Here is a 19,142-nt window from a genome sequence, read left to right as displayed (position 1 = left end):
GCCAGACCTCAGACTGGCTTTGGGGAGCGTCTAGGAAAATTGGAATGGTTGGAGCGACCGCTCGCGCCTACCCCTCGGGCTCCACGCCAACGAGGAACTCGAATTCGATGTTTCGATTGCTGATCGCCTTTTCCGCCCTTTCCACTCTTGTCGCGCCGGCCGACGCCGTGGCCCAGAACGGCCGAGTCGAATGGAACCGGCCCATGGAACCGTTCCCGATCATCGGCAATGTCCATTATGTCGGCACTTCCGGCCTGGGAGCCTATCTGGTCACCGGACCGGAAGGTCATGTCCTGATCGATGGCGGAAGCGAGGAAAGCGCGCCGCAGATTGCCGCCAATATCCGGCGACTGGGAATTCGACTCGAAGACATTCGCTTCATCGTCAACAATCACGCGCATTGGGACCATGCCGGCGGGCTGGCCGAACTGAAGCGACTCACCGGAGCCCGGCTCGTCGCCAGCGCCGCCGACGCGCCCGACCTCACCCACGGAAGCAATTCCTATCGTGACGATCTCGATCGGTTCGCGCCGGTTGCGGTCGACCGGTTGATCTCGGACGGTGAGATGCTTCGGGTGGGTTCGCTGGCTTTGACGGCCCTGATCACCCCGGGACATACTCGCGGCTGCACGAGCTGGACCACCGAAGTGAACGCGGGAGGCCGTCTGTACCGAGTGCTGTTTGCCTGCAGTCTCACCGTTGCTGGCCAGCCTCTGGTAGGCGACGAACGCTATCCCGAGGCCGCGGCCGACTTCCAACGCACCTTCGATCGGCTTGGCCAGATGCGCGCCGATGTCTTTCTGGGCTTCCACGGCAACCAGTTCCGACTGGAAGAAAAGCGACGTCGCCTTGCCGCCGGGGACCCGCTCGCCTTCGTCGACCCGGAGGAAGTTGGGGCACAGATCGCCCGCGCCCGCGAGGCATTTCAAAGGGAGCTGCAACGTCAGCGCGCCGCTATCCCGGCGAAGGGCGATTAACGGACGTCGCTCTTGACGCAGGCGATCTCGTTGCCGCTAGGATCGAGGAACTGGAAGCGGCGCCCGCCGGGAAAAGCGAAAATCGGTCGAACGACCGGCACCCCGGCCCGCATCACCGCTTCCAGGGCGACCTCCAGATCGTCGACCTCGATCACCGGCAGCGGCGCCCGGGTCGCCTCGGAATCGTCACCCTGCAGGCCGACGTCGGTATCGCCCGTGGTCGTTGCCGCATAAGTCGGCCCGAACTCGGTCAAGGACCAGCCGAAAACGCTCTGATAGAATTCCTTGGCGACGGCGACATCGCGCACCGGCAGTTCCACATAGTTCATACGGGCCATGGCCAATGCCTTTTCGTTCAGCCTCTCTCAGGCAGACCGGAACAAGGTCCCAAAATCGACTTCCCGCACCGTCTTCAGTAGCGCCGGAGCAGCCCAGCGAGACGGCCCTGGATCTGTACCTGGTCGGGCCGGTAGCGCTGCGGATCATATTGACGATTGGCGGGATCGAGGCGGATCATCTGGCCTTCGCGCCGAAAGGTTTTCAGAGTCGCTTCCTCATTGTTGATCAGGGCCACAACGATCTCGCCATCGCGAGCCGTGTCCTGCCGCCGGATCAGGGCATAGTCGCCATCGAAGATGCCTTCCTCGACCATCGAGTCGCCAGCCACTTCAAGTGCGTAATGCTCGCCAGGTCCCAGAAGGGCTGCAGGAACGGGCAAAGTCTCCGTACCCTGCAGCGCCTCGATCGGCGTGCCGGCAGCAATCCGCCCATGGAGCGGGACCTCCATGATATCGTTTGCAGGACGGAGCAGTGCAGGAGCCGCCGTCGGCAGCGCAACCACATTGGAGCCGGAGCCACCTTTGGTATCTGGCACCTTCAACACCTCGAGTGCCCGAGCGCGGTTCGGCAGCCGGCGGATGAAGCCACGCTCCTCGAGCGCGGAAATCAGGCGGTGAACGCCACTCTTGGACTTGAGATCGAGCGCTTCCTTCATCTCCTCGAACGAAGGCGACACTCCGGTCTCAGACAGGCGCTCGTTGATGTAGAGAAGAAGCTCGTGTTGCTTGCGGGTGAGCATGCAGGTTCCCCCTGATGGAACGTTTGTGGAACGTGTAAGGAACAGGTCGAACCCTGTCAAGCCGAGACGCCGGCCACCTCTCGGGTGAGGTCAAGGAAGTTGCGAAGCAGCCGGTGGCCGTGCTCGGTGGCGATGCTTTCCGGGTGGAACTGGACGCCGTGGATCGGAAGCTCGCAATGGCGAAATCCCTGTACCGTTCCGTCCGCTGCGATCGCATTGACGAGAAGACAATCCGGCATGGTCGACGGATCGACCGCCAGTGAATGGTAGCGGGTGACGGTGTAGGGGGAGGGCAGCCCGAGAAATAGGCCGGTTCCGTCATGTTCGACGTCGCACGTCTTGCCGTGCATCGGCGTCGGTGCCCGAACCACTCGGCCGCCGAACTGCTGCCCGATCGCCTGATGGCCGAGGCAGACGCCGAGCAATGGACGTCGCTCGGCGGCGCAGGCGGCGACCAGACCGAGCGCGTTCCCTGCCTCGTCCGGCGTTCCTGGTCCCGGAGAGATCAGGAAGGCGTCGGCACCGCTCGAAAGGGCTTGCGACGCCGTGACGGTATCGTTCCGCTCGACCCGCACCTCGGCTCCGATTTCCTGGAGATAGTGGACGAGGTTCCAGGTGAAGCTGTCGTAATTGTCGATGACGAAGATCATGAGCGGGCCCGTCGGCGCTGCCGAAAAAGGGAGAGGTCCCGGCCCAGATGAGCTCGCCTCAAGCCGCGCCCTTGGAGCAGCCGCTTGAAGTCGGGCCAGTGATCGAAATTCTGAAGCTGAAGGTGAAAGTAGTTCACATATTCGAGTGCCGCGAGCAGCGCCAACAGCGCAGCCACGATTCCCGGTGCCCTCGGGACCTGGGTCGCCAGCAGCGCCGCTGCTCCGGCGAGCCCGACACAAGTCAGAACCAGCAGCGGTAGCTGGACACGATCGGCGACGGGGAGAAGCCTTTCCATGGGCCGTCGATGACCGCGGATCAGGCGAAGCGAAGCCCACCAGTAGAAGGCGCCGACGACGAGCAGGAAAAAGGTGGGCAAGGCGGCTGCGATCAACGCCGCCCATTCCGGCGCCGAGTCCGGTTCGGCGAAGCCGATCAGCACGGGAGGCAGGAACAAGGCGCCTCCGGCTTCCTGCTTCCAATATTGCGAGAGCCTCCGCTCCAGCCGGTCGCCTCTTCTCACTTCCCCACATTAGGCGCCCGGCAAGCGCAGGCAAGCGGGGCTATTCGGCGACGCTTCCGAGCAGGCGGCGGCGAGCGGCGGCGAGCGCTTCCTGATCGCGCTCGATCTCCGTTCGAATCTCGACCGCTCGGGCGAACTGCTGCGCCACTTCCTCCGAAGCGCTTCGGGTGAATTCCGCTCGGGTGGTTTCGATGAGCTGCGGCTGCTCGGCGGCATCGCCGGGCGTGCGCCGGGCGTGATGGACGACGAACCAGCCGGCGCCGTTCGGCGCGGGGACAATCCGGGCGCGGCCCTCGGGAATGGAGAAAAGCGCGAGCAGCGGCGGCGGAACCTGCTGCCCGCCCTGGCTGATCTCGAGCCGGCGCATGTTGATCGCGCGGGGTGCCGTCGGCCGAGGCTGCGCTTGAGCGAAGGCTTCGGCGGCCGCCATTCCGCCATTGATCCGGTTGACGATGCCTTGCGCGATCTGCCGCGCCTGGTCGAGGGCACGCTGCTGAATGAAGGCTTCGCGCACCTGAGCGGCGATCTGCGCCAGCGGCGGCGCCGCCGCCGGAACGACATTGTCGATCCCGACCAGAGCGAAGCGCTGGTCGCTTCCGATCTGCTCGACGACCGGCTCGGGCTCTTCCGGATCGATCTCGAAAGCGGCGTCGAGCAGCGGCTGCAGTTCCGGCGGGACGATCCACTGCTGGCCGGGAACCTGGCCCGACTGGGTGATCGGTGGCGTCGTGACGAGGTTCAATCGCTCCTGGCGCGCAATTTCCTCGACACTGCGACCTTCGGATATCTGGTCTTCGACCCGGCTGACGAGGGCGTTGAGAAGGTCGGCCGATTTGCGCTGCTGGATCGCCTGGGCGATCTCGGCCCGCGCCTGCTCGAGAGTCCGTCCCTCGCCGCGCGCGACCTGATCGATCCGAACGACGTGGAAGGCGCCCTGGGACCGAATGGGGCCGACCACCGCGCCCTGCTCGGCCGAGAAGGCCGCACGCGCCACGTCGGCGGGCGCTTCGTCGGCGAACCCGCTTTGGGTCTGGTCGGCATAGGTGAGGTCCGCGGCAGCGAAGCCGAACCGGGCCGCGACATCGGCAAAGCTCGTTCCGCCGCGAAGCTGCTGGACCGCCTGCTGGGCCTGCTGTTCGTTCTGAAGGACCAGGTGCTGGAGCGTTCGCCGCTCCGTACCGGCGAACTGCGCCGCATTTTCGCGGTAATAGGCCTGGATCTCCTGGTCGGTCGCCTGCGCCGCCTCGCCGATCTGGTCCGCGCCGATCATCGCATAGCGGATCACCCGCCGTTCCGGGATCGTGAACCGATCCCGATTCTGCTGGTAGAAAGCGGCGATTTCGGCGTTGGTCGGATCGATTCCCTGGATCGTGAGGCTCACCGGCACGATCCCCAACGTGCCTTCCCGCCGCTCGAGAAGAAGATTGGCATATTCGCGGGCGACGCCTTCGGGGACCCGGGCCCCGAGCGCGATCGGTGCAAGTAGCTGGCGCTGCATCAGCGACTGGGCAATGTCCTGCCGGAGCTGCGCCTCGGTGACGTTCTGCTGAGCGAGAGCCTGGCGGAAGCTGTTCTCGTCGAACTGGCCGGCGAAATTGCGGAAGGCGGGGATGTTGACGATCTCGCGGTCGATCATCCGCTGCGAGACGACGAGACCCTGCTCCTCACCGAAATGCTGGAGTGCCGCCGCGATGATCAGGCGAGTCAGAAGCTGGTCGAAGGTCCCGGCGGCGAGGAAGGTGCGCATGTCGAGTGTCGGCTGCTGCTGGCGCGCCCGAGCATATTCGCGGTTCACCGTGTCGGTGAGCTCCTGCTCCGAGATCCGTCGTCCCTCGACCGTTGCCAGGGTGGGGCTGCTCTGACCGCCAGCAAGCCCGCCCATTCCACCCATGCCGTCTGTCCCGAAACCGGTAACGACGATCGCCACGAGAGCGATGAACAGAATCGCGCCAGCGGCCCATGAACGAGCGGAGCGGCGGAAGGAGGAGATCATGCGCGGGTCCCGGATGATGACAAGGTTGGCGGGGTCATAGAAGGCACCCCCGCTGCCCGCAAGCTTGCCACCGGGCCTGTTCCGCCTGGAACGGGCCGTGCGCGATCCGCCCCATTGCGGGTCGCGGGTACAGACCGTAAACGCCCGCCGGTCATTTCAGGGAATTGGACATGAATCTCCGTCGCAAGCTTGTCGTCGGCAACTGGAAGATGAACGGCAGCCTGGCCCAGCTTTCGGAGCTTCAGTCGATCGGGGAGGCCGCACGCGAGGCAGCCGGTGTCGATGTCGGCATCTGTCCGCCCTTCACCCTGATCGCTCCAGCTGTGACCCGGGCCGGACAATTGTGGATCGGGGCGCAGGATTGTCATTCCAGCGACAGTGGCGCCCATACGGGGAGCATTTCGGCCTCGATGATCAAGGAAGCCGGCGGCCGAATCGCCATTGTCGGCCACAGCGAGCGCCGGGCTGAGCAGAATGAAAGCGACTCGATCGTGCGCGCCAAGGCCGAGACGGCGCTTCGCCACGGCTTGCTCACCATCGTCTGTGTCGGCGAAAGCGAGCTGGATCGTGCCGCCCATGACCATCTCCCGGTCGTTGGTCGACAGCTTTCCGGATCATTGCCCGAGAGCTGGGAGGAGGGCGAGCTCGTCGTCGCCTATGAGCCGATCTGGGCGATCGGCACCGGCAATGTCGCAACTCCGGCCGATATCGGGGAGATGCATGCCTTCATTCGTCGCAGCCTGGTCGAGCGATTTGGAGATCTGGGCGACCGGATCCGGATTCTCTACGGCGGTTCGGTCAAGGCAGACAATGCCGCCGAGACCTTTGCAGTCGCCGAGGTCGATGGAGCCCTGGTCGGAGGTGCAAGCCTCACCGCCGCCCAGTTCGTCCCGATCGTCGAGGCTGCGGCACGAGCCTGAACGTCGCCGACGCGATCGATCGAGCGGTTCCGGCTCCGACGGTCCGCCAAGCCGGATACCGCCACGCGGCGTCGAGGCTTGAGAAGCGGGCCTTCATCCCCTAGATCGCCCGCAACGCTCTCCCGAAAGACCTGCCAATGTTCACGTTCCTGCTGATCGTCCAGACGCTCGTCGCCATTGCGATGATCACCATGATTCTGATGCAGCGCTCCGAAGGGGGCGGCCTGGCTGGCGGCGGAAGCCCCGCCGGAATGATGAGCGCTCGCGGCGCGGCCGACTTCCTGACCCGTTCGACCGCCATCCTCGCGACGATCTTCGTCATTCTTTCGATCGCCCTCGCAGCCGTTGCGGCGGGCCAGCGCGCTCCGCGAACGATCGATCCGTCGCTGGTGAAGCAGGCGCCGGCAACGGCACCGTCGCCGATCGAGTCCTTCGTCCCCGGCGCCGAGCCGCCGGCGCCGCAGCAGCCTGCTCCGGCCGAAACCAATCAGTCGGGCGTGCCGCTGGCCCAGTGAACCGAGCCGTCAAGCGCGGCGGTTGAACGCCGCACTCGCGGCCTCGAACAACCCGGATACGAACGCGGCCGATTGGTCGAGAGAACCGGCCGGCGCCGATCGATGGCGCGCTCCTTCGCTTCGGTCCGAGTTCGAAAATAAAAGCGATTCGGCGGCTTGCCCTTTTCCGCTGCCGCCGCTTAAGCCTCGACTCCCATGGCGCGGTTCATTTTCATCACCGGCGGCGTGGTCTCATCGCTTGGCAAGGGCCTCATGGCGGCGTCTCTCGCGGCGCTCCTTCAGGCGCGCGGCTATAAGGTGCGGCTGCGCAAGCTCGATCCCTATCTCAACGTCGATCCAGGGACGATGTCGCCCTATCAGCATGGCGAAGTCTACGTCACCGATGACGGCGCGGAGACCGACCTCGATCTCGGCCACTATGAGCGCTTCACCGGCGTTCCTGCACGCCAGTCGGACAATGTTACCTCCGGGCGGATCTACCAGCAGATCATCCAGCGGGAGCGGCGGGGCGATTATCTCGGTGCTACCGTCCAGGTCATCCCGCACGTCACCAACGCGATCAAGGACTTCATCCGCGCCGATATCGACCCGGCCTGCGACTTCATCATCTGCGAGATCGGTGGAACCGTCGGCGACATCGAATCGCTGCCGTTCATCGAAGCGATCCGCCAGTTCCGCAACGAGGAGGGCAGGGGCCAGACCCTCTCCATCCACACCACTCTGGTTCCCTATATCGCTGCCGCCGGCGAACTTAAGACGAAGCCGACCCAGCACAGCGTTCGCGAGCTCACCAGTCTCGGCATCCAGCCCGAGATCATCGTCTGCCGGTGCGAGCATCCCTTGCCCGAAAGCGACCGCGCCAAGATCGCGCTGTTCTGCAATGTTCGACAGGAAGCCGTCATTCCCGCGCTGGATGCGAAGAGCATCTATGCCGTCCCCGCCCAGTATCACGAGGCGGGGCTCGACAGCGAAGTTCTTCATGCCTTCGGAATCGAGGACGCCCCTGTTCCGGACATGGCCCGCTGGGACGATGTGCTCGACCGGCTCTACCATCCGGAGGGCGAGGTCACGATCGGAGTCGTCGGCAAATATGTCGGCCTTCAGGATGCCTATAAGAGCCTGACCGAGGCGCTGGTCCATGGCGGCCTCGCCAATCGGGTGAAGGTCAACATCCGGTGGCTGGACGCGGAACTGTTCGAGCATCCGGAAGCCGAAGTTGCCGCAATGCTGGAGCCGATGCACGCCATCCTCGTCCCCGGAGGCTTCGGCGAGCGCGGCAGCGAGGGCAAGATCGCATCGGTCCACTTCGCGCGCGAGCGCAAGGTGCCCTTCTTCGGCATCTGCCTGGGCATGCAGATGGCCTGCATCGAGGCGGCAAGGAACACGGCGGGAATCGAGGGTGCCGGCTCGAGCGAGTTCGGCGAACCGTCCGAGCCAGTCGTCGGCCTCATCACCGAATGGATGAGCCGCGAGGGTCTTCAAAAGCGGGGTGCCGATGCCGATCTTGGCGGCACCATGCGCCTCGGCGCCTATGAGGCGAGACTCGCCGGCAACAGCGTCGTGCGCTCGATCTACGGAAGCGACACGATCGAGGAACGCCATCGCCACCGCTACGAGGTCAACATCCATTACAAGGAGAAGCTCGAGGCCGGCGGCCTGGTCTTTTCAGGCATGAGCCCGGACGGTGAGCTTCCGGAGATCGTCGAGCGGCCGGACCATCCCTGGTTCATCGGCGTTCAGTTCCACCCGGAGCTGAAGTCGAAACCCTTCGATCCGCATCCGCTGTTTGCGAGCTTCGTCGAAGCGGCGGTAAAGCAGAGTCGTTTGGTCTAGCCCGCTGCCACGCCGTTTCGGCCTGCCAGCCGGAGGGCTCGACCGGGTTCCAGCTTAGCCCGGTCGATGCATCCGAACCGCAGCCTTACTTGGTTGCGAACTGCCCCGTCTCCGCTCCGAAATGCTCGCGGGCATGGGCGCGGGCGGCGTTGGCGCTCTTGAAGGTCTCCTGGACCGGAGTCGCCGTCACCAGCGGATAGTTCTGACTGTTGTAGCGCACCTCGCGGACGGTGAGGTGGAAGCGCCCGTCCTCTTCCTTGCGGATCAGATAGGGCTTGGGGATTTCTCTGCTCATCGATGTTCTCCGATCATGAAAAAGCCCTCCCGTTGCCGGGAGGGCGATGTTGTCAGCCGACCATCGCGGCGACGATTCGGCGCAGCTCGTGCGGCGCCAGCGATGTCGAGGCAGGCTCTTGCGGCCGAGCCGCAAGCAGCGCCTTCGGCGGCCAAAGCTTGGCTCGCCTCGGCCCTCTGATTTCCAGTTTCATTCTTTTCTGTCCTTGGGCGGAGTGACCGCCACTCTTCGTATCGGCTTGCTCAGCGCCGGAATGTTCGCCGCCTTTGACCGCCCGGGCCTTGGCCGGGCGTCTTCTCGCGAAACACGATCCGGCCCTTGCTGAGGTCGTAAGGGGTCATCTCGACGTGGACCCGGTCGCCGACGACCGACTTGATGCGAAATCGCCGCATCTTGCCGGCCGTGTAGGCGATGATCCGGTGCTCGTTGTCGAGCTCGACTCCGAACCGGCCGTCGGGAAGGATCTCGTCGATCCTTCCCTCCATGAGCAGTAGTTCCTCTTTCGCCACTTTATTCGGCGTCGGCGAGGTTGACCGCCGAGCTCTTGCCGTCGCGGCCGGATTCGAGCTCGTAGCTGAGGCGCTGACCTTCGCGGAGCGAAGACATTCCCGAGCGCTCGACGGCGGTGATGTGGACGAAGGCGTCCTTGCCGCCGGCATCGTCGGAGATGAAGCCGTAGCCGCGGTCGATGTTGAAGAATTTTACGGTGCCGATAGCCATGATCGGGTCCTTTCGTAGGCAATGATTGCCCGCGCGCGAACGGCGCGGCGGGGCCGGTGAAGCGCGAAAGGGAAGAAGAGAGGCCGCGAGGCGGCGTCAGGTTCGCTCGCAGGCGACGTCAGCAAGAGCGATATAGGCGCAACTTCGTTAATTTACAATTCCCGCAAGCTGAACAGGGGCTTCCACCGCGGGCTTGCCGATGGCGCTCCGTCCCCTTTCCAGACGGACGACGCCGAGGCGAGCAACGACCCGGCCGTCGCTCAACCGGCTCAGATCACCCCGGTCACTAGCCTCCGCTCCAGCGCCTCCTGCGCGGTGAGGTACCAATTGTAGAGCGCTTTCTGCTGGAGCTCGTCCAGGCCGACATCGCTGCCGTCGATCAACCGACGGAAATCCTGCTCCTCCAGTTTCAGCCCGAATTCCATCTGGGCACACAAGGCCTGAAGTTCCGGCAGGCTGGCGCGGATCGGGCCGGAGACCTGAACGGTCTGCTCAAGCTGGCGGCAGTGGATCAGAAGGATTGTGTCCCTGGTGAGCCAGCGTTCCCCGCGCGAGAAGGCCGACATGATCGTCGCTCCTGCCGAATAAACCACGGTCTTGCCCAGAAAGTGGAATCGCCGGTCTCCCATACGCGATCGGGCGCGATCAATCTCGAGCACGATCCGCCTGGCCATTTCCGGGTCGCCGCCAAGCGTGGTCAGTTCCATCGCCACGTCGCCTTCGCCTTGCGCGGCGGTGGCAAGCTCTTCGATGAGGGTGCGTACCGCCGTCTCGTCGATTCGCCCCACGATCGAGACCTGCGGTGCCGCCAGACACTCCGGCGGGTCCTTTCCATTCCCTGTGGCTTGATCGCGAGCCATCTCGCTCCCTTTCTTCGGGACAACAACAGAGCCGGCCCGAGGCCGTTCCCGGCGAAGGAGAGATGTTCGGAGAGACTCGTGCCGGGGCCTCTGATTCGCGCCGCTGGAGGCGCACGGACCGATGCTGAGGTTGGATCCTCGCCACGCTGCACGAACTGCCCCGTTCCCTAGCATTTCCCTGATCTTTTCGGAACGATCCCGCTGTCTCGTTGTTGGTTCGACGAGGGCAGGGCCTGCGCCGGCGCCATTCGCCCATCCCGGCAGTCGGCTGCGGCCTTGACCCGTATCGCCCGCGTCAGTCGGGCCCTTCGCTCCACCCCGAAACAGTCAGGAGCCAGCCATGAAACTCAACCGCAGCCAGATCAACGCTGTTCGCCAGCAGACCGGGTATCAGCCACTACCGGACGAGGCCGCTGAACAGACCGGCCTCAAACGGGTCATGGGCGATCAGACCTTCTATGTGGATCCTGGCGGAGTCTACGTCTTTGATGCCGTCGAGGCGCCGTCCGGAGACGAGCAGCTGATGGCGATCCAGCTTGCCGAGCTCCATCCCGCACCCGAGGCCGCCGACGAAGTGATCGTACGTCCGGTCAATCCACGTGCCACCACGCTTACCGTCGACCTCGGCTAAGGCCGTCAGCTCGCCATCCCCTTCGATCATGCCACCGCAACAGGAGAATGAAGATGCAGGAATCCATAATTGCAGCAATTTTTGACACGCCCGAACGCGCCGAGCGGGCCATCCACGAACTTCGCTCTGCAGGTGTCGCCGACCAGGCGATCTCGATGGTTGCGCTCAGCGACCGCGAGGGTCGGCTGGAGGTCCAGGATTCAGAGGGGAACCCGACCCACGAACATCACGACAGCAAGTCTACAGGCGTGATGAAGGGGCTTGCTGCAGGGGGGGCAGTGGGCGCGTTTGCCGGCCTTGCGGCGCTCGCCATTCCAGGGCTTGGCCCGTTCATTGCTGCCGGAGCGATCGCCGAGGCGCTGGGAGCGACCGGCTCGGCGGTAGCAGTGAGCGCCGCCGTCGGGGCCACCGCGGGCGGCCTCACTGGTGCACTGGTCGACTATGGCATCAGCCGCGAGGAAGCGGAACATTTCGAACGGCGCGTTCGCGAAGGTGCGGCGCTCGTCACCGTGGACACACGCGGCTCGGAGCGCGACTATAATGCGGTTCGCGCGGTGCTTCGCGCCGCCGGCGGCGAGACTGCGGAAAGGCAGAACGAAGCCGCTTCCTGATCAACGGCCGGGTCGACTGCGGTCCTGCCGGCCGTGCATCCGGAAGGGCACCAAAACGGCTCAGGCGCGTTTCCTTCTGTAGACGCGTGGCGCCCTGTCTGACCCCTTGGCGGGGCGCCGCGCAAAAGCAGAATGGAGTATGCGTATGTACCGCCTAGCCCCCGGGCTGCGGCGAGCCCTTGGCTTCGGCCTCGTCGCGCTAGCCGCCCCACTCAGCCTGAATCCCGCCGCAGCTGCCCAGTCGACCGCAACCGCCGACGCCGCCTTGTCTCTCCCGCAGGTCGACGATCTGCGGCCCGGCCAATATCGCTGGCTTGCCGACACCAGCCAGAGCGACGGACAGATCAGCATCGTTGTCAGCCTGCCGATGCAGCGGGCCTATGTCTTCAGCGGCGACAGTCTGATCGGCGTGTCCACCATATCGAGCGGTCGGCCCGGACACGACACTCCGACCGGAACCTTCGAGATCCTCCAGAAGCGGGTCGACCACCGTTCCAATCTCTACGACAACGCGCCAATGCCTCACATGCAGAGGCTGACCTGGGACGGAATCGCGCTCCACGCCGGCGAGATACCCGGCGAGCCCGCGTCCCACGGCTGCATCCGGCTTCCGCCAGCCTTTGCCCGTCGGCTCTATTCGCTGACCGAGCTCGGCACTCCGGTTGTCGTGACGGACGTGGCGCCGTCCCTTCCCGAGCAGGCTTTGGCGCTCGCCTCCGCTTCCTAGGAATTCGGACGAGGCTCAGGAGCGCCGAGCGCCTCTGCCGTGCGTTCGACGTCTTCGTCGCTCGGCGCTTCCGGAACCCCTTCGCCGGGACCTCGGGCATGGTCGGGAATGCCGGGAGCGGTTTCGGCAATCGGCTCATTCGGCGGCCGTTCGTTCGGCCCGGTGGAAATCTTGAATCGGTCTTCGGCCATGTCATCCTCCTGAGCGTCAGAAGGAGCGGCCCGAACGGAAGTTCCGCCTCCTGCGCCGGTCCAAGCATCCTTGACGCTGGGGTGGCGCGGCTCCTATGTGCGCAGCCTCATCACGCGCGGCGATCGTAGCTCAGCTGGTTAGAGCATCGGTTTGTGGTACCGAGGGTCGCGGGTTCAAGTCCCGTCGATCGCCCCATTTTTTCAAAGCCGACAGGATCGATCGATGAACTCGCTCTGGGACTTCCCCGATTTCGACGAGCATGAGCTCGTGCATTTCGTCACCGACCGGGGAAGCGGGTTGAGGGCAGTGATCGCGGTCCATTCGACGCATCTCGGCCCCGGAGCCGGCGGTACCCGCCTTTGGCATTATGCGAGATCCGGCGACGCGATCGCGGACGTGCTGCGGCTGTCGCGGGGAATGAGCTACAAGAACGCCATGGCCGGATTGCCGCTTGGTGGTGGCAAGGCCGTGATCCTCGCCGAAGAGGACGGGGCCAAGACTCCGGAAATGCTGGCCGCTTTCGGGCGAGCCGTCGATGGGCTCGGGGGGCGCTATGTGACGGCCGAGGATGTCGGAATGTCGGTCGCCGACATGGTCGCCATCTCGAAGCAGACCCGCTTCGTGGCCGGTCTTCCGGTAGCGGAGGGCAGCGTCGGCGGCGATCCCGGGCCGCACACCAGCTACGGCGTCTTCCTCGGTGTTCGGGCCGCGGCCCGCCGGGCACTCGGCAAGGGCAGCCTCGCCGGCCTCCATATCGCCGTCCAGGGCGCTGGAAGCGTCGCCAGCGGCCTGGCCCGACTTGCCGCGCAGGACGGCGCTCGAATCAGCATTGCCGATATCGACGAAGAACGGGCCCGGCGAGTCGCGGACGAGGTCGGCGGAGCCGTCGTTCGTCCCGACGAGATCATGACGCTGGAAGCCGACATCTTCAGCCCGAACGCGCTCGGCGCCATCCTGACCGAGCAATCGATCGCGGCGCTGCGCGTCCCCGTCGTGGCCGGCGGCGCCAACAATCAGCTTGCCACTCCGGCGGACGGCGACCGGATCCACCAGCGCGGGATTCTCTATGCGCCCGATTATGTGATCAATGCCGGCGGGATCATCAACGTTTCAACCGAATATCTGAAGGATGGCGATCAGGCGACCGTCCGCCGCCGGATCGAACGCATCCCCGAGCGGCTCGAGCAGATCTGGGACGAGAGCGTCGCCACGGGCCGCAACGCTGCCGCGGTTGCCGATGGCATGGCCAATCGGCTGATCGGCCGAGCCTGACTTCGCTTCAAGCCCCGGGTCTGATCCCGGAGCTTCGGTCACCTAACCTCCGAGGGTGGGCCTAGGGCTGGAGCGGCGGCCGGTGCGGCTTGTCGCGTCCGAGCCTGTGCTCGCGATAGACGGTGAACAGGCCGCTGCCGATGATGATGGCCGCGCCCGCCCAGGTGCTTGTCGGCGGGTGCGTGTTCCATATCACCCAGCCGAGCAGCACCGCCCAGATCAATTGCGTATAGTCGAACGGCACCACGACGGAGACGGGGGCGAAGCGGAGCGACGAGGTGAGGAAGAGCTGGCCGACTCCGCCGCTGAGGCCGATGGCGGCGAGGATCAGCCATTCGCCGGCATCATGACTCGTCGCGAAGAAGGGCATCAAAAGTCCGGAGGCGAACATCGAAAAGCCGGTGAACCAGAGGACGATCGTGGGCGTGCTCTCCGTCTTCGACATCTGGCGGATCGTGATCGTAACCGCGGCGACCCCCAAGGCGGACAACAAGGCCATGCCAAGACCAAGCGGCGGCAGCTCGCTCCCGCTCGGCTGCATGACGATGAGGACGCCGGCAAATCCCAGGGCGACGGCGGTCCAGCGGTAGAAGCCGACGGCTTCGCGGAGCAGCAGTGCCGACAGAAGCACCGAGAAAAGGGGGGCGACGAATCCGATCGTGCTCGCTTCGGCGAGCGGAAGATAGGCCAACGCCCCGAAGGCGAGAGTCATCGAGGCGAAGCCGAGCATTCCGCGCGCGACATGGGCGCCCGGCCGCTTCGTTCGCCAGGCGCCGAAATTGCGTGTGATGGCGATCCAGGCGAGCAGTGGCGGAAGCCCGAAGGCAAAGCGGTAGAAGGCCAGCTCGACCAGGGCGATCCCAGCTTCGTGGCCGAGCTTGATCATCGCCGCCATCAGGCCGAAGCTGATCGTTGCACCGACCCGAAGGCCGATTCCGAGAAGCCGGTGCTGTACCGGAGGAGCAGGCGGGATCATGAATTCGCCTAAGCACAAGCTTCCCCGTCCGCGAAGCCTTCGCTACACAGTCGGTCCAGAAATGCACGTCTACGCGAATCCGGCTCGCTTCCTGAAAATCGCGCGACCGCTGACAGCCTGGCTGGGCTGGGGCGGGGGCGCGCTGATCGCGCTTGCGCTCGCCCTCGGCCTGTTCGCGACTCCGAGCGACTATCTCCAGGGTGAGAGCGTCCGGATCCTTTACGTCCATGTTCCTGCCGCCTGGCTGGCGATGGGGGGATGGACGGGAATCGCCGTCGCGAGCCTCGCCCAGCTCGTCTGGCGGCACCCGCTGGCCGCCGTTGCCGCTCGGGCGATCGCGGTTCCGGGCGCGGTGTTCACCTTTCTGTGTCTTGCCACCGGCTCGCTCTGGGGCAGACCGACCTGGGGGACCTATTGGGAATGGGACGGCCGGATGACTTCCATGCTCGTCCTCTTCTTCCTTTATCTCGGTTTCATCGCCTTGGCCGGGGCGGAGAAGGAGAAAGGCGGGGAGGGTAGACTGACCGCCATCTTCGGCCTCGTCGGGGCCGTCAACATTCCCATCATCCGATTCTCGGTCGTCTGGTGGAACACCCTTCACCAAGGCGAAAGCATCAGCTTCATTCGCGGCAGTTCGACGATCGACCCGTCGATGCTCTGGCCGCTGCTCCTGTCCGCACTCGGCTTCTCGCTGTTGTTCGGAGCGATCGTCCTGATGCGGATGCGAACCGAACTCGCCCTCAACAAGATCGAAGCGCGGATGAAGCGGATGGCGTCCGCTTCGCCGGATTCCCAGATTGACTCGCGCCGGATCGAACGATCGGCCTCGACCGGGCCGGGGAGCGCATTGTGAATCATTGGCCTTTCATTATCGCCGCTTATGCGCTCACTTTGATGGGAACCGGAGGACTGACCTTGTGGAGCTGGATGGCCATGCGTCGCGCCGAGGGCGAGGCCGAGAAGCTGAGGCGGGGTCGTGAAGCCTAAGAATCAGCGCCTCTTTCTGCTCGTTCTTGCGCTGGTGGCGGTGCTCGGCGCGGTGGTGCTGGCGATGTCGGCGCTGCGCAGCCAGGCCGCCTTCTTCTATGCTCCAGGCGATGTTGCGGCGCGCGGCATTCCGCTGGATCGGGCGGTGAGGATCGGCGGAATGGTCAAGGATGGATCCATCCGCCACCAACCCGACGGCGTGACGATCGAGTTCGTCGTCGGCGACGACACGCCGCACACGATACCGGTCCGCTTCACGGGAATCACGCCGGATCTTTTCCGCGAGAATAGTGGGGTCGTAGCCGAAGGCCGCTTCGAACCCGACGGCCGCTTCATCGCGACCGAAATCCTCGCCAAGCATGATGAGAATTATATGCCGCCCCAGCTGGGGCCGCAGGGCAAGCACAAGACGGAAACACTGGAATGATCGCTGAGGGGGGGCTTGCAGCTTTGTGGCTGGCGGCGGCATTGTCGCTGCTCCAGCTGTTTCTTGGGGCGGCGGCGCTTCGCCCCGGCGGAGAGCAGCTGCTCAAGGTCGTCCGGCCGATTGCCGTGGCCCAGGGCGTGCTCGCGGGATTGGCCTTCCTGGCGCTGATCTGGCTCTTTCTTCGGACCGACCTTTCGGTGCAGCTCGTCGCCTCCAACAGCCATTCGGCCAAGCCTTGGCTCTACAAGTTCGCCGGAGCCTGGGGCAATCACGAAGGTTCCATGCTGCTTTGGGTCACGGTCCTTGCCGTTGCCGGAGCGGCCGTGGCGATGCTCGAACGGCGGCTGAGGCAGGATACGCTGATCGCGACTCTCGCGGCCCAGGCGGCAATCGGGATCGGCTTCTACGCCTTCCTGCTCTTCGCTTCGAATCCGTTCACCCGGCTCAGCCCGGCCCCGGTGGAAGGCAATGGGCTCAACCCTTTGCTCCAGGATCCGGGTCTCGCCTTCCATCCGCCGACCCTCTATTTCGGCTATGTCGGGATCTCGATCGCCTTTTCCTTCGCGGTCGGGGCCCTGATCACGCGCGATGTCGGGCCAGCCTTCGCCCGGGCGATGAGGCCCTGGATTTTGGGCGCCTGGATCTTCCTCACCCTCGGGATCACGGCGGGGTCCTACTGGGCCTATTACGAGCTGGGCTGGGGCGGCTGGTGGTTCTGGGACCCGGTCGAGAATGCGTCGCTGATGCCCTGGCTCGCCGCGACGGCGCTGCTCCACAGCGTCACCGTCCTGGCGACTCGCGACGGGCTGCGCGCCTGGACCATCATGCTGGCCGTCGTCGCCTTTTCCATGTCGATGATCGGGACCTTCCTGGTTCGATCGGGGATCCTGACTTCGGTTCATGCCTTCGCCGTCGATCCGGAACGCGGCGCCTTCATTCTCGTGCTGCTGTTTCTCTATATCGGCGGAGCGCTGGCCCTGTTCGGGCTTCGCGTCGGAACGGTGAAGGAAGGCTCGCGCTTCGACATGGTCAGCCGCGAAGGAGCACTCGTCGCCAACAACCTCTTGCTGTCGGCGATCCTCGGCATCGTTTTCGTCGGCACACTCTATCCGCTCGGGGTCGAGGCCGTGACCGGCGAGAAACTTTCGGTCGGCCCGCCTTATTTCAATGCGGCCGCGGGGCCGATCGCACTCATTCTGGTCACGTTGATGGGAGCGGGCGCGCTGCTTCGCTGGCGCCGCGACGATTGGCGCGAGCTGCTGAAGCGGGTCGCGGTCCCGATCCTGCTAAGCGCCGGCGCATTGCTGCTCCTGATCCTGCTGTTCCCGGGAATCGGAATCCTTCCGCTTCTAGGGTTGATGCTCGCCATCGGCGTCGCCGCGGCCAGCGTTGCGCCGCTCTGGAAGCGCAATCTCAAACGTACGCCCTTCTTCATCTGGGGAATGGTGATTTCCCATCTCGGCATTGCCGTAGCCCTGGCGGGAATGGCTTCCGAAAGCGCCTTCACCAAGGAGACCCTGGTCGCGGCCAGGCCGGGGCAGGATATGAGCGTAGGGCCCTACAGCATCCGCTTCGAGGGCGTGGAACCGGTCGCCGGCCCCAACTGGACGGCGATCGAAGCGCGTCTCACCGCTCGACGTGGCGACGGACGCCCCTTCGAGCTTCGGCCGCAGGCGCGCATGTTCAGCTCGCCGCCAACGCCGACGAGCGAGGCGGCCATCGGCACCGTGCTTGACGGGCAGCTTTATGTCGCGATTGGCGAGGAGGATGAGCAGGGCCGCTGGCAACTGCGCTTGTGGTGGAAGCCGGCCGTGACTCTGATCTGGCTGGGCGGCGGCCTTGTCGCCCTTGGCGGGCTGCTCTCGCTGATCGGCCGTCTCCGGCGTGAGCGCAAGTCGGTTGCAAAATCCTCAAGCAGCGCCGACGAGCCGCTGGTGCCGGCAGGAGCGAGGGAGCAGCTGGCATGAAGCGCAGGCTGATCCTTTGGGTGCCGCTGATCGTCTTTGCCATTTTCGTGGCCGTCGTGGCGGTCGGTCTCTACGCGCCATCGGAGCGTACGATCAAATCGCAGCTTGTCGGCCAGCCCGTTCCGGACTTCGATCTTCCGCCGTCGCTTCCCGGGCGCCCTGGAGTATCGAGCGCTTCTCTTCGCCAGGGGGAGCCGCGGGTGGTCAACATCTTCGCCAGCTGGTGCATTCCCTGTCGGGCCGAGGCTGCGCAGCTCGACGAACTCGCCCGCCGCGGCGTACCGATCGACGGCATCGCCGTTCGCGACCGGCCCCAGGACCTTCAGGCCTTTCTCAGATCCTATGGCGATCCGTTCCAGAGCATCGGCGCCGACAACGACCGGAGAGTACAGCTCGCACTCGGTTCGGCCGGAGTGCCTGAAACCTTCGTCGTGGATGGGCGCGGGATCATCCGTCACCAGCATATCGGCGCCATCATGCCCGCCGACATTCCCGCCATCATCGCAGCCTACGAGGCGGCACGATGAGGGCGATCTTCCTCACTGCCGCTCTGCTCTTTGCCGCTCCGGCTTTTGCGGATTCGCTGATGCCCGCGGCAGAATATGCCAACAAGCAGCTTCCGGACCCGCGCCAGGAGGCGCAGGCGAAGGCGCTGATGGAAACGATCCGCTGCCTCGTGTGCCAAGGCCAGGCGATTTCGGACAGCGATGCGGAAATGGCCGGCGACATGCGCTCGCTGATCCGCGAACGGATCCTTGCAGGCGAAACGCCTGAGCAGATCCGTTCCTGGCTGGTGTCTCGCTACGGCAACTGGGTAACCTATGATCCGCCGCTCGAGCCGGTGACCTGGCCGCTCTGGGCGGCGCCGATGCTGCTCGTTCTCGCCGGCCTTTTCCTGGCTCGCAACCGATTCCGCCGCCGCCAGAGGAAATGATGATCAGCCTGTTCCGCAATCGAGCCGCGACCGCCCTTGGTCGCCAAGGAGTCGCC

26 protein-coding genes and 1 tRNA gene are annotated in these 19,142 nt (G+C 65.0%); 15 read left to right on the top strand and 12 right to left on the bottom strand.

Annotated elements, in window-relative coordinates:
* Positions 1–107: 107 nt before the first annotated feature.
* Positions 108–977 carry a subclass B3 metallo-beta-lactamase gene (gene bla, locus ACRYLT_RS14900; protein ID WP_482664866.1) on the top strand — a complete coding sequence of 290 codons (870 nt, stop codon included), beginning with the start codon at positions 108–110 and terminating at the stop codon, positions 975–977.
* Here the strand turns inward: bla and ACRYLT_RS14895 are convergent.
* The 5 genes from ACRYLT_RS14895 to ACRYLT_RS14875 all read right to left on the bottom strand — a co-directional run bounded on the left by ACRYLT_RS14895 (position 974) and on the right by ACRYLT_RS14875 (position 5,219).
* On the bottom strand, positions 974–1,315 hold the full coding sequence (locus ACRYLT_RS14895) for a VOC family protein (protein ID WP_482664865.1): 342 nt from the start codon (positions 1,313–1,315) through the stop codon (positions 974–976). The genes bla and ACRYLT_RS14895 overlap by 4 nt on opposite strands.
* A 74-nt stretch (positions 1,316–1,389) precedes the next feature.
* On the bottom strand, positions 1,390–2,055 hold the full coding sequence (gene lexA / locus ACRYLT_RS14890; protein WP_482664864.1) for a transcriptional repressor LexA: 666 nt from the start codon (positions 2,053–2,055) through the stop codon (positions 1,390–1,392).
* Positions 2,056–2,111: 56 nt separating this feature from the next.
* Positions 2,112–2,705 (bottom strand): anthranilate synthase component II, encoded by a 594-nt coding sequence (locus tag ACRYLT_RS14885; RefSeq protein WP_482664863.1) that lies wholly within the window; start codon positions 2,703–2,705, stop codon positions 2,112–2,114.
* Positions 2,702–3,226 carry a hypothetical protein gene (locus tag ACRYLT_RS14880; RefSeq protein WP_482664862.1) on the bottom strand — a complete coding sequence of 175 codons (525 nt, stop codon included), beginning with the start codon at positions 3,224–3,226 and terminating at the stop codon, positions 2,702–2,704. Before ACRYLT_RS14880 ends, ACRYLT_RS14885 begins: the two co-directional genes overlap by 4 nt.
* A 40-nt stretch (positions 3,227–3,266) precedes the next feature.
* Positions 3,267–5,219 (bottom strand): SurA N-terminal domain-containing protein, encoded by a 1,953-nt coding sequence (locus ACRYLT_RS14875; RefSeq protein WP_482664861.1) that lies wholly within the window; start codon positions 5,217–5,219, stop codon positions 3,267–3,269.
* 170 nt (positions 5,220–5,389) lie between these two features.
* On the opposite strand from ACRYLT_RS14875, the gene tpiA reads away from it, so the two are divergent.
* From tpiA to ACRYLT_RS14860, 3 genes are all read left to right on the top strand, one after another.
* Entirely contained in the window at positions 5,390–6,139 is a 750-nt protein-coding gene (gene tpiA / locus ACRYLT_RS14870) for a triose-phosphate isomerase (protein WP_482664860.1), read from the top strand.
* 137 nt (positions 6,140–6,276) lie between these two features.
* Positions 6,277–6,654 carry a preprotein translocase subunit SecG gene (secG, locus tag ACRYLT_RS14865; protein WP_482664859.1) on the top strand — a complete coding sequence of 126 codons (378 nt, stop codon included), beginning with the start codon at positions 6,277–6,279 and terminating at the stop codon, positions 6,652–6,654.
* A 195-nt stretch (positions 6,655–6,849) separates the two neighbouring features.
* On the top strand, positions 6,850–8,487 hold the full coding sequence (locus ACRYLT_RS14860; RefSeq protein ID WP_482664858.1) for a CTP synthase: 1,638 nt from the start codon (positions 6,850–6,852) through the stop codon (positions 8,485–8,487).
* A gap of 85 nt (positions 8,488–8,572) precedes the next feature.
* Here ACRYLT_RS14860 and ACRYLT_RS14855 read toward each other — a convergent pair whose 3' ends face one another.
* The 5 genes from ACRYLT_RS14855 to ACRYLT_RS14835 form a co-directional block, all read right to left on the bottom strand.
* Complete coding sequence (locus ACRYLT_RS14855) at positions 8,573–8,782, bottom strand: hypothetical protein (RefSeq protein ID WP_482664857.1); 210 nt, start codon at positions 8,780–8,782, stop codon at positions 8,573–8,575.
* 52 nt (positions 8,783–8,834) lie between these two features.
* Entirely contained in the window at positions 8,835–8,975 is a 141-nt protein-coding gene (locus tag ACRYLT_RS14850) for a hypothetical protein (RefSeq protein WP_482664856.1), read from the bottom strand.
* A gap of 49 nt (positions 8,976–9,024) precedes the next feature.
* Complete coding sequence (gene infA, locus ACRYLT_RS14845) at positions 9,025–9,291, bottom strand: translation initiation factor IF-1 (RefSeq protein WP_482664855.1); 267 nt, start codon at positions 9,289–9,291, stop codon at positions 9,025–9,027.
* Position 9,292: 1 nt separating this feature from the next.
* Entirely contained in the window at positions 9,293–9,502 is a 210-nt protein-coding gene (locus ACRYLT_RS14840; protein WP_482664854.1) for a cold-shock protein, read from the bottom strand.
* Between the two features lie 269 nt (positions 9,503–9,771).
* A complete protein-coding gene (locus ACRYLT_RS14835; protein WP_482664853.1) occupies positions 9,772–10,362 on the bottom strand; it encodes a peptidase S14 in 591 nt (196 codons plus the stop codon).
* 340 nt (positions 10,363–10,702) lie between these two features.
* Here ACRYLT_RS14835 and ACRYLT_RS14830 point away from each other — a divergent pair, with 340 nt between their 5' ends.
* The 3 genes from ACRYLT_RS14830 to ACRYLT_RS14820 all read left to right on the top strand — a co-directional run bounded on the left by ACRYLT_RS14830 (position 10,703) and on the right by ACRYLT_RS14820 (position 12,331).
* A complete protein-coding gene (locus tag ACRYLT_RS14830; RefSeq protein WP_482664852.1) occupies positions 10,703–10,993 on the top strand; it encodes a hypothetical protein in 291 nt (96 codons plus the stop codon).
* Between the two features lie 53 nt (positions 10,994–11,046).
* The gene (locus ACRYLT_RS14825; protein WP_482664851.1) at positions 11,047–11,604 is read left to right on the top strand and encodes a hypothetical protein; all 558 of its coding nucleotides are present in this window, start codon (positions 11,047–11,049) and stop codon (positions 11,602–11,604) included.
* Between the two features lie 145 nt (positions 11,605–11,749).
* Positions 11,750–12,331 carry a L,D-transpeptidase family protein gene (locus ACRYLT_RS14820; protein ID WP_482664850.1) on the top strand — a complete coding sequence of 194 codons (582 nt, stop codon included), beginning with the start codon at positions 11,750–11,752 and terminating at the stop codon, positions 12,329–12,331.
* Here the strand turns inward: ACRYLT_RS14820 and ACRYLT_RS14815 are convergent.
* On the bottom strand, positions 12,328–12,522 hold the full coding sequence (locus ACRYLT_RS14815) for a hypothetical protein (protein WP_482664849.1): 195 nt from the start codon (positions 12,520–12,522) through the stop codon (positions 12,328–12,330). The two genes, ACRYLT_RS14820 and ACRYLT_RS14815, sit on opposite strands and share 4 nt — an antisense overlap.
* 119 nt (positions 12,523–12,641) lie before the next feature.
* On the opposite strand from ACRYLT_RS14815, the gene ACRYLT_RS14810 reads away from it, so the two are divergent.
* Both ACRYLT_RS14810 and ACRYLT_RS14805 read left to right on the top strand, forming a co-directional pair.
* Positions 12,642–12,718, top strand: a tRNA-His gene (locus ACRYLT_RS14810).
* Positions 12,719–12,745: 27 nt separating this feature from the next.
* Positions 12,746–13,795: a Glu/Leu/Phe/Val family dehydrogenase gene (locus tag ACRYLT_RS14805; protein WP_482664848.1), complete on the top strand. Its 1,050-nt coding sequence runs from the start codon at positions 12,746–12,748 to the stop codon at positions 13,793–13,795.
* A 61-nt stretch (positions 13,796–13,856) separates the two neighbouring features.
* Here ACRYLT_RS14805 and ACRYLT_RS14800 read toward each other — a convergent pair whose 3' ends face one another.
* A complete protein-coding gene (locus ACRYLT_RS14800) occupies positions 13,857–14,771 on the bottom strand; it encodes a DMT family transporter (protein ID WP_482664847.1) in 915 nt (304 codons plus the stop codon).
* A gap of 61 nt (positions 14,772–14,832) precedes the next feature.
* Between ACRYLT_RS14800 and ACRYLT_RS14795 the strand changes: the two genes are divergently transcribed.
* Genes ACRYLT_RS14795 through ACRYLT_RS14770 form a run of 6 tightly spaced genes read left to right on the top strand, consistent with a single transcriptional unit; the run spans position 14,833 to position 19,086 of the window.
* Positions 14,833–15,624: a heme ABC transporter permease gene (locus tag ACRYLT_RS14795; RefSeq protein WP_482665460.1), complete on the top strand. Its 792-nt coding sequence runs from the start codon at positions 14,833–14,835 to the stop codon at positions 15,622–15,624.
* On the top strand, positions 15,621–15,758 hold the full coding sequence (locus ACRYLT_RS14790; protein WP_482664846.1) for a heme exporter protein CcmD: 138 nt from the start codon (positions 15,621–15,623) through the stop codon (positions 15,756–15,758). Before ACRYLT_RS14795 ends, ACRYLT_RS14790 begins: the two co-directional genes overlap by 4 nt.
* Complete coding sequence (gene ccmE, locus ACRYLT_RS14785) at positions 15,748–16,185, top strand: cytochrome c maturation protein CcmE (protein ID WP_482664845.1); 438 nt, start codon at positions 15,748–15,750, stop codon at positions 16,183–16,185. The genes ACRYLT_RS14790 and ccmE overlap by 11 nt, the downstream gene beginning before the upstream one ends.
* A complete protein-coding gene (locus ACRYLT_RS14780; RefSeq protein WP_482664844.1) occupies positions 16,182–18,152 on the top strand; it encodes a heme lyase CcmF/NrfE family subunit in 1,971 nt (656 codons plus the stop codon). The genes ccmE and ACRYLT_RS14780 overlap by 4 nt, the downstream gene beginning before the upstream one ends.
* Entirely contained in the window at positions 18,149–18,679 is a 531-nt protein-coding gene (locus tag ACRYLT_RS14775; RefSeq protein WP_482664843.1) for a DsbE family thiol:disulfide interchange protein, read from the top strand. The genes ACRYLT_RS14780 and ACRYLT_RS14775 overlap by 4 nt, the downstream gene beginning before the upstream one ends.
* Positions 18,676–19,086 (top strand): cytochrome c-type biogenesis protein, encoded by a 411-nt coding sequence (locus ACRYLT_RS14770; protein WP_482664842.1) that lies wholly within the window; start codon positions 18,676–18,678, stop codon positions 19,084–19,086. Before ACRYLT_RS14775 ends, ACRYLT_RS14770 begins: the two co-directional genes overlap by 4 nt.
* Positions 19,087–19,142: the final 56 nt, after the last annotated feature.

The organism is Sphingosinicella sp. SM1-17, from assembly GCF_056821765.1.
This window is presented reverse-complemented; position numbering and strand designations above follow the sequence as displayed.

What these genes read in the sequence shown, in the direction of transcription:
- bla (WP_482664866.1), top strand. Translation starts at nt 108, where the DNA reads ATGTTTCGATTGCTGATCGCCTTTTCCGCCCTTTCCACTCTTGTCGCG.
- ACRYLT_RS14895 (WP_482664865.1), bottom strand. Translation starts at nt 1,315, where the DNA reads ATGGCCCGTATGAACTATGTGGAACTGCCGGTGCGCGATGTCGCCGTC.
- lexA (WP_482664864.1), bottom strand. Translation starts at nt 2,055, where the DNA reads ATGCTCACCCGCAAGCAACACGAGCTTCTTCTCTACATCAACGAGCGC.
- ACRYLT_RS14885 (WP_482664863.1), bottom strand. Translation starts at nt 2,705, where the DNA reads ATGATCTTCGTCATCGACAATTACGACAGCTTCACCTGGAACCTCGTC.
- ACRYLT_RS14875 (WP_482664861.1), bottom strand. Translation starts at nt 5,219, where the DNA reads ATGATCTCCTCCTTCCGCCGCTCCGCTCGTTCATGGGCCGCTGGCGCG.
- tpiA (WP_482664860.1), top strand. Translation starts at nt 5,390, where the DNA reads ATGAATCTCCGTCGCAAGCTTGTCGTCGGCAACTGGAAGATGAACGGC.
- secG (WP_482664859.1), top strand. Translation starts at nt 6,277, where the DNA reads ATGTTCACGTTCCTGCTGATCGTCCAGACGCTCGTCGCCATTGCGATG.
- ACRYLT_RS14860 (WP_482664858.1), top strand. Translation starts at nt 6,850, where the DNA reads ATGGCGCGGTTCATTTTCATCACCGGCGGCGTGGTCTCATCGCTTGGC.
- ACRYLT_RS14855 (WP_482664857.1), bottom strand. Translation starts at nt 8,782, where the DNA reads ATGAGCAGAGAAATCCCCAAGCCCTATCTGATCCGCAAGGAAGAGGAC.
- ACRYLT_RS14850 (WP_482664856.1), bottom strand. Translation starts at nt 8,975, where the DNA reads ATGAAACTGGAAATCAGAGGGCCGAGGCGAGCCAAGCTTTGGCCGCCG.
- ACRYLT_RS14840 (WP_482664854.1), bottom strand. Translation starts at nt 9,502, where the DNA reads ATGGCTATCGGCACCGTAAAATTCTTCAACATCGACCGCGGCTACGGC.
- ACRYLT_RS14835 (WP_482664853.1), bottom strand. Translation starts at nt 10,362, where the DNA reads ATGGCTCGCGATCAAGCCACAGGGAATGGAAAGGACCCGCCGGAGTGT.
- ACRYLT_RS14830 (WP_482664852.1), top strand. Translation starts at nt 10,703, where the DNA reads ATGAAACTCAACCGCAGCCAGATCAACGCTGTTCGCCAGCAGACCGGG.
- ACRYLT_RS14825 (WP_482664851.1), top strand. Translation starts at nt 11,047, where the DNA reads ATGCAGGAATCCATAATTGCAGCAATTTTTGACACGCCCGAACGCGCC.
- ACRYLT_RS14820 (WP_482664850.1), top strand. Translation starts at nt 11,750, where the DNA reads ATGTACCGCCTAGCCCCCGGGCTGCGGCGAGCCCTTGGCTTCGGCCTC.
- ACRYLT_RS14815 (WP_482664849.1), bottom strand. Translation starts at nt 12,522, where the DNA reads ATGGCCGAAGACCGATTCAAGATTTCCACCGGGCCGAACGAACGGCCG.
- ACRYLT_RS14805 (WP_482664848.1), top strand. Translation starts at nt 12,746, where the DNA reads ATGAACTCGCTCTGGGACTTCCCCGATTTCGACGAGCATGAGCTCGTG.
- ACRYLT_RS14800 (WP_482664847.1), bottom strand. Translation starts at nt 14,771, where the DNA reads ATGATCCCGCCTGCTCCTCCGGTACAGCACCGGCTTCTCGGAATCGGC.
- ACRYLT_RS14795 (WP_482665460.1), top strand. Translation starts at nt 14,833, where the DNA reads ATGCACGTCTACGCGAATCCGGCTCGCTTCCTGAAAATCGCGCGACCG.
- ACRYLT_RS14780 (WP_482664844.1), top strand. Translation starts at nt 16,182, where the DNA reads ATGATCGCTGAGGGGGGGCTTGCAGCTTTGTGGCTGGCGGCGGCATTG.
- ACRYLT_RS14775 (WP_482664843.1), top strand. Translation starts at nt 18,149, where the DNA reads ATGAAGCGCAGGCTGATCCTTTGGGTGCCGCTGATCGTCTTTGCCATT.
- ACRYLT_RS14770 (WP_482664842.1), top strand. Translation starts at nt 18,676, where the DNA reads ATGAGGGCGATCTTCCTCACTGCCGCTCTGCTCTTTGCCGCTCCGGCT.